The following is a 12,444-nucleotide window of genomic DNA, read 5'->3' on the forward strand; positions in this document are numbered from 1 at the left end:
TCCTACGAAATTAAATAAGCAAGGTATGCCCCATCGTATCCCCGTGTTCCTGTGCCAGGCGTTATTCCTGATAGCCGCTTTTTTCCTGATCAGTACGGGTGTACAGGCGCAGGTAACCATCAATCCCCTTGGAGGAAATACGCTTACCGATGGATTGAGGATAAAGATCAATACGGATGGCACCTACGAGGTAACCAGGAACGGGAGATCTGAATCCAGGAAGGAAAATTCAAGTTCCGTGATGGGGATCCGGTCGAATTTCAAGATGCAGAATACCACCGGATTTATCACTCCCACTCCGTTTGAGATTAACTTTGAGAAAATATCCGAGGTAATGGGTTCCGGCACCGTTGCGGACCCTTATAAGGTTTGTTTGGTGGACTCCCTCTCGTATTATGAAAATGCAGGAAGGGGCCCATTTGTTGCCACCGTGCTGATGACTATCACCTACGTGGTGCCCAACAGTTACTTTGTACTGGATTATACTTTTTATAACGACAGGCCCTCCACCACTTTTTACCTGTACCTGAGTGAATTTCCCACCATGCAGGATGATCCGGTGGGGCCTATACTGGATAATAACAGAAGCGCTACCGGGTATATGAATCCTCCGGGTGGGGGACCCAATCCGGATATCATTGGTTTTATAAGACCGCCGGGTTTTAATTCCGATTATCCCAATGCTACGGTAGGGGAATTTTCACATACCTATCACGCCTATAACACGTTTTCTTCCTACGTGGCCAAGTCGGCAGGAGACAGGCAGAACTTTAACAACTTCATGCTGGTAAACGCCATTGATGAAGGCGGCGTAAACACGGCTCCTAAAGGGTTGGCAGCAGGTATCACCCTGGGTGCGAAACCCACGCTTAAAGCTATTGGTACCCGCGTGGCAGTTGATTATGGATATGACAATACACCGGTGCACATTAATCTCCAGGGATCGCCCCTTAGTACCGGCACCGATCCTATTTCCGTGTCGTTTGAAAAAGACTCGGCCACCGGCCTGGAAGGAAATAACGGAGATCTCGCCTCACCGGATTTGTACCTGGTGGTGAACAATACCGCTACCATTACCTCGGAGATGTATGTGAAAGTGGCGCTGGTGCCTCCGTCTGGAGGATCGCATAATGCGGTGCAGGGGACCGACTTTACTTTTTACGGCGGTTTTATGATTCCTGCGAAAGCATATGTACCCGGGGATAAAATACGATTGAGCAACATAAAGATCATTGGTAACAACGCCCTGGAATACAGCAGGCATATGACCTTTCAGCTGGTACCCGTTACCGAAAATAAACTGGTGAACATCACCGGGCGAACGACCAGCGTATACACTATCCAGGATGATGAACCCAAACATATTACCTTATCGGTTCCGGCAAAGATCCGGGAAGGCATTATTGATTCGGTTCGTGTAACACTTCCTCCAGGAGTGCTGGCTTCTGAAAGAACCCAGGTGGATTTATCAGTGGTGGCCGGCACAGAGGCTGTTGCATCAGATTTTACCTATAACAACATTGCTTATATAGAGAAAGATTCCAACGGGGTAAATATCCCGGTAAGACCTGTAAAAGACAGTATCCTGGAAAAAGACGAACTGGTGAATTTCAAAGCGGATGCGGTGGTGATGGGACAACCACAAACTTCTTCCAAATCGCTCCACATTGAAGATGCTACCCGGCTTGATCCTACTTTAACGGTGCTTTCTTTTACAACAGATGCGCCGGCGTTGCTGAAAGAGCCTTACGACGGACTGGTAACCATATCTTTACCAACCGGTGTTACTACCGATCTGCCTATTGATGTGAGCATCAATAAAAAAAGTACTTCTACTGCCACTGATGGCACGGACTATGAGCTTACCGGCCCCGTTACGATTCCACAGGGGGCTGGTCGCATCACGGTTCCGTTCAAGATTAAAAGTGATAACGCCATAGAAGGAACAGAGAAGATAGAAATTGAACTTGCCGCATCAGACCCTATACCTTCCACTACTTATACCACAACTGTTACACCGTTTGTAGTAAATATCACAGATGCACAGTTGCCAATGACGGCTCCTGTTATCTTACATATTGCTGCCAACAGCATTAATGAAGGCACGTCTCCGGGCGTATGGGCAGAACTGCCAGCGGGTCTTACCACCGAAATCCCTATCCAGGTTAACTTTACGCCCGGCGGCTCTTCAACAGCGGCAGCGGGCACCTATACTTTCCCATCGGGTACCGTTACCATACCAGCAGCCAGGATACTCTCTGATACGGTAATTGTTGGAACCACCACCAACCAGGTGTTGGATGATACCCGCAAGCTGGTATTAGTGGGAAGCACCACGGATGCAGGTATTCTGATAAAGGACAGTCTTACCCTGACCATCAATGACGCGACCTCTCCTGCCCAGAAGAAATTATCCATTGCCCCCCTGACGTATCATCTGCCTGAAGGCGACAGTACCCGTTTTACTATTGCGCTGCCTGCCGGATATACTTCTGCAAAAGACATTGTAATTGCGCTGACAAGAAAAGTGGCCGGCTCTGACGCCGGTGTAACAGATTTTGGCTGGATGACGGAAGATACCCTCCGGTTACCGGCCAACACCCCTTCTCCTTATACTACTACTTATACGGTTATCAATGCGGTGGGTGATGATCATATTATTGAAAAAGATGAACGACTGGGCCTGGCAGGCAGTGTGTTTGGTTTAACCGGATACACCGTGTCAGATACAGCGGTCATCATTGATGATGCCACCCGCAGGAATACTACCAATACAAAGATCGCCTTTACGCTGCCATCCGGTGCGGTGAATGAAAACAGTACCAATAATATTGGTTTCAGTTTACCTGCCGGTGTAACCACTGAGATACCGGTTAAGATTACCATGGGTGGCGCTACCGGCACGGCTACACGTAATACTGACTATTACCTGCCTGCAGATACAACGTTTACCGGTGCTTCCGGCGTGGCGGTATTGAAAGTAGCATCGGATATTTTAGTGGAAGATGCAGAAGATATACATATTACTCCTTCGGTAAGTGATGCGCTCAGCACCGTGTACACCTTCCTGCCGGCAACAATGGACATGAGCATTAAAGATGCGCAGTATCCTTTCCCTGCGGGTGATTCCGTGTTGCTGACCAGCACGCCTGATCCGGTAACAGAAGGCGGTTCTGCTATCATTACAGCCACTTTCCCGCATGGCTGGAAGGCCGGTAAAAACTGGACCATCAACCTGGCGAAGGATGCGGTGCGCTCTACGACAGCTGATACCAGTCATGGTACCATCCCTGCCTCCGTGACCATTGCCACCAACGCCGCATCCGGCACTACCGCAGCTATTACCACTAAAACCAACAACGTATTCGACGACGGCGGCTTTATCAAAGTAGATGGCAATGCCGGCAATATCAATATGCCGGCCACCAGCGCTATCATTAATATTACGGATGGTACTGATCCTGCGCAGAAGAAACTGACGCTGACAGCGGTCACGTCCCCGCTTGCGGAAGGCAGCAGCACTGCCTTCACGGTGTCGTTACCAGCGGGTTATGCAGCCGCTAAAGATGTAACGATTGCACTGTCAACCAATCCAACCGGCACGGATGCAGCAGCGGCCGACTATACCGCATTGCAGACAAGCATAGTGTTCCCGAAGAACAGCAACACCTTCACTACGGCTGCACCGGTTATCAAAGCTGTTGCGGATGAAGTGATAGAAAAGGATAAACAACTGAAGATAAAGGGTACCGCTACCGGCTATACGATTACTGATGCGGCTATCCAGCTTAATGACGCTACCCGCAGGGATGTTGCTAAAACAAAGATCACCTTCACGTTGCCATCGGGTGCGGTGAATGAAAACAGTACCAATAATATTGGTTTCAGTTTGCCTGCCGGTGTAACCGCCGAAATACCAATTAAGGTTACATTGGGTGGCGCTACCGGAACAGCTACACGTAATACAGATTATTACCTGCCTGCGGATACAACGTTTACCGGTGCTTCCGGCGTGGCGGTATTGAAAGTAGCATCGGATATTTTAGTGGAAGATGCAGAAGATATACATATTACTCCTTCGGTAAGTGATGCACTCAGCACCGTGTACACCTTCCTGCCGGCAACAATGGACATGAGCATTAAAGATGCGCAGTATCCTTTCCCTGCGGGTGATTCCGTGTTGCTGACCAGCACGCCTGATCCGGTAACAGAAGGCGGTTCTGCTATCATTACAGCCACTTTCCCGCATGGCTGGAAGGCCGGTAAAAACTGGACCATCAACCTGGCGAAAGATGCCGTGCGCTCTACGACAGCTGATACCAGTCATGGTGCCGTCCCTGCTTCCGTGACCATTGCCGCCAACGCAGCATCCGGTACTACCGCAGCTATTACCACTAAAACCAACAACGTATTCGACGACGGCGGCTTCATCAAAGTAGATGGCAATGCCGGCAACACCAATATGCCGGCCACCAGCGCTATCATTAATATTACGGATGGTACTGATCCTGCGCAGAAGAAACTGACTTTAACAGCGGTCACTTCCCCGCTTGCGGAAGGCAGCAGCACTGCCTTCACGGTGTCGTTACCAGCGGGTTATGCAGCCGCCAAAGACGTAACGATTACACTGGCAGCCAATCCAACCGGTACCGATGCAGCAGCGGCGGACTATACCGCATTGCAGACAAGCATAGTGTTCCCGAAGAACAGCAACACCTTCACCACCGCTGCACCGGTTATTAAAGCCGTTGCGGATGAAGTGATAGAAAAAGATAAACAACTGAAGATAAAGGGTACCGCTACCGGCTATACGATTACCGATGCGGCTATCCAGCTTAATGACGCTACCCGCAGGGATGCTGCTAAAACAAAGATCAGCTTCACGTTGCCATCGGGTGCGGTGAATGAAAACAGCACCAATAATATTGGTTTCAGCTTACCTGCCGGTGTAACCACCGAAATACCAATTAAGGTTACATTGGGTGGCGCTACCGGCACGGCTACACGTAATACAGATTATTACCTGCCTGCGGATACGACGTTTACCGGTGCTTCGGGTATTGCACAGTTAAGGGTTGCATCAGATATCCTGGTAGAAGATGCAGAAGATATACATATCACTCCTGCAGTGAGTGATGCACTCAGCACCGTGTACACGTTCCTGCCGTCAACGATGGATATGAGCATTAAAGATGCGCAGTATCCTTTCCCTGTGGGCGATTCCATTATCCTCACCAGCACGCCCGACAGCATTTACGAAGGAAGCAGTGCGGTGATAACGGCCACTTTCCCACATGGCTGGAAAGCCGGTAAAAACTGGGTGATCAACCTGGCGAAAGATGCTGCCGCTTCTACCGTGGTGGATGCGCGTCACACGGCGGTACCAGCCAGTGTGACCATCCTGAACAACACATCCGCTGCATCTACCCCGGCCATTACAGCGGGTACCAATGCCATACTGGATGATGAAGGAAAACTGATCATTGAAGGCAACAAAGGTAATACTAACATGCCAGCTACCAGTGCAGGTGTGTATATCAAAGACTACACAGAGAAGCAACCGAACGCAAGAAAAATGACGCTTACCCCGGATGCCACACTGGTGCCGGAAGGCAATAAGGTGATGGTGACGGTATCGGTGCCTTATGCATCTACAAAAGATGTAAGCATACAGCTGGCGGTAAATAATGCGCTTACTACCGCTAAAAATATTGATGACTATACGCTGTCGGCCACTTCTTATGTGTTGCCGCACGGACAAACCACTGCTACCTTTGAGCTGCTGAAAACAGTGGCTGATAAGGTGCTGGAGAAGAATGAAACACTGGTGGTGAATGCTACCGTTAACGGGTATACGATTAATAACCTGCCGCTGGCGATACAGGACCTTACCCGCAGCGATGCCGCTAACCTGGTATTGAATGTTAGCGCCTGGAAAACACCACTGACAGAAGGAGATAGCGGCGCAGTAACTATTAGTTTACCTGCCGGCGTTACCACTGATGTACCTGTTCATATATTACTGCCACAATCGGCAGGCAGTGCGGAAGCAGGACTGGATTACGCCCTGGCGCCCGACGTTTATCTGAACAGCGGCAACAGTATCGTTACCGGTTTGAAGATTAAGAAAGATAATTTCACAGAGGGGCCGGAGAATTTTACCATCAATACCAGCGCTACAGATGGCATCAGCACTTACACTATCGATAAACCGGTGTTCACCATTGAGGATGATCCAACGCAGTATCCGCTGCCAGCGCCTGTGGTACTCAACAGTACATTGGCTGCTATTGATGAAAATGGTTCCGGTGCAACGCTGAGTGCGCAGCTGCCCAACAACCTGCTGGCAGGCAAGGACATCACGGTGCATGTAACAAAAGATAATACGCTGAGTACCGCGGTAAACGCAGATCACAATGCCTTACCATCTCCCTATGATATTATTATTAAAAAAGGACAAAATAAAGGTACTCACATCTTTGTGCTGAAGGCATTGAAAGACCTGGTACTGGAGGATGATGAAACCGTGGTATTTAAAGGCAGTATTACAGACGCTACTTTTAATACCGCTGTTGTAAAAGATACTACCATTACGATCAAAGACAGAACACATGATGATCCGGTTACCGGGTTTATACATCTTACTGCCGTAACAGCGGGTACCAAAGTACTGGAAGGAAATACTTACCAGATGAAGGTAAGCCTGGCGCCAGGTGTTACTGCCAGCAAGGATATTATTGTTACCCTGAACAGGGATGCAGCATCCGTGGCAACAGCAGCAGATATTGATAATCTGCCGGCTACCGTAACCATTCCCGCAGGTGTACCGGATGCTACTTTCTCCTTTACAGCCAAAACAGACTTTGTACTGGAGAAACCGGAGCTGTTATGGATCGCCGCAACGCCACAGGGTTTTGCAGGTATGAAAGGAGATAAATTATCTGTAACGATTGATGACGCTACGCGGTTGAACCCTGATAACCTGAAAGTGGAAATGCGTATAGACTCCTCCGTTATACACGAAGGCAGCAACAGTGATGTGACCATCGGGTTTGTGAACAGCCAGATCATTTCTTCCGAAGATGTAGTGATCAATATCAGCAGAAATGCCGTATCTACTGCAGATGATGCAGATTACAGCGGTGTACCAGCACAGGTAACGCTGGCTGCCGGAGCGCATAATAAATTATACCAGCTGAAATTAACAGGCGATAATATCCTGGAAGGAGACGAGCAACTGCAGTTTACCGCACAGCTGGCAACAACAGGTTATACACTTTCACAGCCAGGTATGGTACTGATCCCTGAAACAGGTGATATGCGTGTGGTATTGCAAAAGAACAAAGATGCCGCAGAACCGGCTACAAACGGGGCATACACAGTGAAACTGCCGGGCAGCAGCCTCGCAGCAGCTGATGTGAAAGTAGTGTTTTACGTAAGCAGCATTGCCGGCACGACCAACATTGCACCGGTACAAACATCCGCAGTGATTCCTGCCGGTCAGAATAGTATATCCGTTCCCGTGAATGTGATCGACAATAAAGTGATAGAGGGAGATGAACAGGTGAAGCTGGCACTGATGCTGGCACAGATGAAGCGGTTCAATAAGAACATCGCGCTGGATGTAGATGATAAGGATACCGTTACCCTGATAGTGCATGATGATGAAAGTACTGCTCCGGGCCGGGAAATGATGATTGCAAAAACAGCAGATGCCACCGAGCCGGATGTACCAGGGTCTTTCCGTGTGCGGTTCTCCGATACACAGTTATCTGCCGTGAAAGATGTGAATGTAACCTATACCGTTAGCGGTACCGCTGTAGCAGACACCCGTTACCGTAAGTTGAGCGGCACGGTGATGATCCCCGCCGGCCAGAATGGTGCAGACATTAAAGTGACACCGATCGATAACAATATTGTAGAAGGAGATGAAGATGTGAAAGTACTGCTGGGCGTAGTGAGCAGCAGTATGGCAGGTATTACCTGGCCGTTATCTGCGAGCGCCGCCGCTGATGTAATGATTCATGATAACGATACGCTGGTGGTGGAAATATCAGCAGAAGCTGTTACTGCGGCTGAAGGAAGCGGTGTGAAGTTCACCTTGAAATCGCCCGCATCTGCGGCCTACGATGTGCCGGTACGCCTTCGCATTACGCAGGATGCCGCCCGTACGTTTACCACCGGTGAAGGTACCGTTAGTGGTAACATCTTAACCATCAACATGCCCGCGCTTACGAAGCAACACTCGTTTATTATCACCACCGGTGATAACGATATCAATGACGATGACGGGTTCCTGAAAGCAGCGATACTGCCCTACATTGGCGGCAGCAGTACCCTGGTGTATAAAGCCGGGGCTACCGATACCGCAAGGGTTGCGATCACGGATAACGATCCGTTGACCCTCACTTTTGCTGCCGACAAATTCAGCGTGAAAGAAGGCAATACCGGGGAAAACACACCGCTGAGGTTTAATGTACAGCTGAGCAGGCAAAGTTCCCGTCCGATTACGATTAACTATGATTTTGAGGCTTCGGTAGATGGGGTATCTTATCCTTACATGGACTTCAAAGCTACGCCGGGTGCTGACTTCGACAACACGGTTACTCAAACGGTGATCCCGGCGCTGCAGACGATCGGGCAGGTAACAGTGAATATCAAAGGGGATACCACCTTTGAACAGAATGAAACCTTCATCCTGAAAATGACCACAGTATCAGTTCCCTCCGGCCAGCATACGCCAACTTTAGGTGAGCCTTCCAAAGCTACCGGTGTGATCCTGAATGATGATCCGATGTGCGGCAGTTGTGATACAGATGGCGACGGATTAACAGATAAGCAGGAAGACATCAACAGCAATGGTGATCCGTTTGATGATGATACAGACGGAGACGGTATCCCTAACTTCCTTGACCTGGATTCTGATGGAGATGGTGTAACGGATGCTGTTGAAAAGTATAGTACGGATGGCCGCCAGATCAATAATAACAGCGGTAAGATCCGCGTACATCCGGCGCTTTCCCCTAACAACGATGGCATGGGAAATGACGTGATGTATATTGAAAATATCGACAAGTATCCGAATAATGAGGTGGTGATATTTAATCGTTGGGGCGGCACCGTATTTAAGTTGCAGCACTACGATAACAAATCGAAGAACTTCCGTGGTAAGGCAAATGCAGGCGGCAGTTCAGGAAATGATGTACCGGATGGTTCTTACTTCTACAATATTGAAGTAGAGATAGATGGTAAGAAGGAGCGATACACCGGGTTTATTGTGATAAAACGTTAACGGGCATACGAATTTTAAGCAGGATGCATCTGACAAAAAAATATTTAAGCTGATACCTATGAAAAAGCATCTTATGAAAGCTTTAGGGGTTACTATTTTATGCTGGTGTTGTTGTTTACAGGTTGCTGCGCAGCAGGAACCGTTGTACTCGCAGTATATGTTCAATGGCATGATCATCAATCCGGCTTACCCTTCTATGGATGAATCTTCCAGTCTTACGGCAGTAGGCCGTAACCAGTGGGTAGGCGTGGAAGGCGCTCCTAAAACGGCCACAGCTTCCTTTTATACTCCTATTAAAGCCACCAATACCAGTTTTGGCGTGTCGCTGATGAATGAAAAGATCACGGTGAATTCGCAGACGGCGGTGAACCTGAATATTTCCCAACGTGTGAAGCTCAATGAGAAGATTTACCTGGCCCTGGGGCTGAAGGGCGGCATGTCGCACTTCAGGGAAGACAACAGCTCCCTGACAACTACTGATCCGGTGTTTGCGCAAAATCAGAGTTACTGGAAAACGGATGTGGGTTTTGGTTTCATGTTGTTTACAGACCGGTTCTTTATCGGGTTGTCGTCGCCTACTTTTAAAAGTTTTGACCTTGGTAACAGCGTGAATAAAGTGGTGGTGGAATCGCACTATTACCTGCAAACGGGTTACCTGATCAATATTAATGATGATGTGAAGTTAAAGCCGAACGTGTTGCTACGCCAGGTGAAGGGAGCGGGTTTTCAGTATGATCTGAATGCCAATATCCTTCTGAAGAACCTGATCTGGTTGGGTGCATCGTGGCGTTCTGAGAAAACGATGACGGGGTTGGTGCAAGTGCAGGCAACGAAGAACCTGCAGATCGGTTATTCGTATGATACGCCTATGCAATCGAATCTGAAAGGTGCGCAAACGGTGTCGCATGAAGTGATGATTAATTACCGCTTCTCGTGGTCGAAGTGGAAAGTGGTAGCACCGCGTTATTTCTAATTTTTAAAAATCAAGAATGGTATGCGAAAATACAGTTTCTCTTCCCTCATACTTTTTCTGAGCATTGTTTCCCTGTTTGTTTCCTGCAGTTTTGTAAAAGACCGAGTGCAAATAGGTGGCTTGGGAAGTATGGCTAAGGTAAAGCGTGCGGAACGGCTTTACAAGAGACAAGAATACGAGAGAGCGATCTCTTTGTGTAATGAAGTAATAAATAATGGCGGCAGTGAGGAAGTTTTACGCCGGGCTAAATTACAGCTGGCGCGGGTATACTTTGAAACCAGGCAGTTCGAGAAAACGATCAGTTTGTACGACGAGCTGTTGTACAAGCCGGAAAAAGACGTGCTGGTAACGGATGTAACCAATTACATTGATTTGCTGAAGCGCACCGGAAGGGTGGTGAAAGCCCAGGAAATCAGCGCGGTGTATGCCAATAACTATAAGAACAATGCGCGATTTACCAACCTGAAAGAGTCGCTGGTGAATTACTATGGTTTCTTTAACCGTGATTCCATGGAGAATATAAGGGTGGACAGTCTTCGCCTGAACTTGCCCGGGTACCAGTATGGACTTGCCTTATACCGCAATAACATTGTTTTTCTTTCCAATGATATCCGGAAAAACGAGCAGCAATCTTTTTATACCAATTCCAAATTATACCAGATTTCTGAAGATGGGGTAGAGCCTTTTAACAATAGCCTGCGCGGGGTATTACAGGTAGGACCTGCTTCTTTCTTTGATAACGGGCAAAAGGTGATCTATACTTCCAACCGGTTTACGGATGTGAAGAACGATAAGAATTCCTATATTAATTACAATAACGGTACGCAGTTGTTATCTGCTGTTTACCAGCCGGATCATGATCTGTGGAGTAAGCCGCTGCCGGTGAAGCTGGGGAAAAACCTGGAAACATATTCTTTCCTGCATCCATCAGTTGCACCTAATGGTAAACGTTTGTACTTTGCATCCGATATGCCTGGTGGTCAGGGTGGTACCGATCTTTACTACACCGACTGGGACAAGGAAGCCAAACGGTGGAAAGCGCCGGTGAACCTGGGTCCGCAGGTAAATACCAATGGAAATGAACTGTATCCTTTTGTGGTAGGTGATAAGTTGTTCTTTTCTTCCAATGGCCTTCGTGGGTTTGGTGGACTGGACATCTTTATGATAAATATTAAAAAACCGGAAGAAGGAACTGTACATTTGCCGTATCCTGTGAATACGCAGTTTGATGATCTGAATCCCGTACTGGATGAAAGCAAACTGTTATTATATTTTACATCAGACCGTTCAGGCGCGCATGATAACGATCACATCTATGTGTTAAACCTGAAGAAAAATCCTTTGAAACAGCTGGACCTGCCTTATCCCGGCAAGCCAGTAAAAGAAGACGACCGGGTGCCTTATACCATGAATCAGACGGATACCCGTCAACAGCTAACTTTAGTTGGAACCAAACAATACGACAATCTCCCTCTGGCAACGCCGGTGATAGATAGCGTTGTGTTAAAACCGGTTCCTGCAGTAGCCGTTGCCGTTAGTCCTGAGCGCAACATGGTGGATTACACCAATACAGCAGCAGACAGTTCTCCCGAAATTATTCCCTGGCAAAATGATCATCCTGGTAACAGCAATGTTCAACCGGTAGTTGCGGCCACCACTACAGTACAACCGGCCTATACCGGCCAGGCTGCCTACAGCAGCCCGGAAATGGTATCGTGGCAGCAATCGGTTAGCGGCCCTCATGCCATTGCTAACGGTATGGGTTATACGCTGGTAAAAGACAGTGTTGTGAAAGTGCTGGAAGCATTGTGGAGAGTGCCCGGTGTGATTTACTATGACCTGAATTCTTTTGTGCCACAGGACCAGGAATGGCGCAAGCTGGATTCTATTTTCCGGATATGGAAATCGAACCCGCACCGGATCATACTGGTGAACGGGCATACAGATATTATTGGTACCGAGCGGTATAACCTGTCGCTGTCGAAGAACCGGGCTGTTTACATCCAGGAGTGCCTGCTGAGCAGGGGAGTAGCGCCTGATAAAATCAGGATCAATTATTTCGGATCTACCCGCCCGGTATGGATGGCGGGCAGCCAGCGGCTGGAGGCTAACAGGGAGTACTTTATACAACTGCAGGGCATCAACAGAAGGTGCGAGATTAAGATTCAATAAACTATTT

Annotated in this window: 3 protein-coding genes; all 3 read left to right on the forward strand. The window is 48.3% G+C overall.

The window, feature by feature from the left end; all coding sequences use genetic code 11:
• Positions 1-25: 25 nt before the first annotated feature.
• From AB6805_RS12760 to AB6805_RS12770, 3 genes are read left to right on the forward strand one after another with little or no spacing between them, the layout of a single operon-like run.
• Entirely contained in the window at positions 26-9,292 is a 9,267-nt protein-coding gene (locus AB6805_RS12760) for a Calx-beta domain-containing protein (RefSeq protein ID WP_370909804.1), read from the forward strand.
• A gap of 58 nt (positions 9,293-9,350) precedes the next feature.
• A complete protein-coding gene (locus AB6805_RS12765; protein WP_370909805.1) occupies positions 9,351-10,265 on the forward strand; it encodes a type IX secretion system membrane protein PorP/SprF in 915 nt (304 codons plus the stop codon).
• A gap of 21 nt (positions 10,266-10,286) precedes the next feature.
• Positions 10,287-12,437: an OmpA family protein gene (locus tag AB6805_RS12770; protein ID WP_370909806.1), complete on the forward strand. Its 2,151-nt coding sequence runs from the start codon at positions 10,287-10,289 to the stop codon at positions 12,435-12,437.
• Positions 12,438-12,444: the final 7 nt, after the last annotated feature.

It is taken from the genome of Chitinophaga sp. RCC_12 (genome assembly GCF_041360695.1).
Classification (GTDB): domain Bacteria; phylum Bacteroidota; class Bacteroidia; order Chitinophagales; family Chitinophagaceae; genus Chitinophaga.

Coding starts and splice junctions, on each gene's coding strand:
- AB6805_RS12765 (WP_370909805.1), top strand. CDS start 9,351: ATGAAAAAGCATCTTATGAAAGCTTTAGGGGTTACTATTTTATGCTGG.
- AB6805_RS12760 (WP_370909804.1), top strand. CDS start 26: ATGCCCCATCGTATCCCCGTGTTCCTGTGCCAGGCGTTATTCCTGATA.
- AB6805_RS12770 (WP_370909806.1), top strand. CDS start 10,287: ATGCGAAAATACAGTTTCTCTTCCCTCATACTTTTTCTGAGCATTGTT.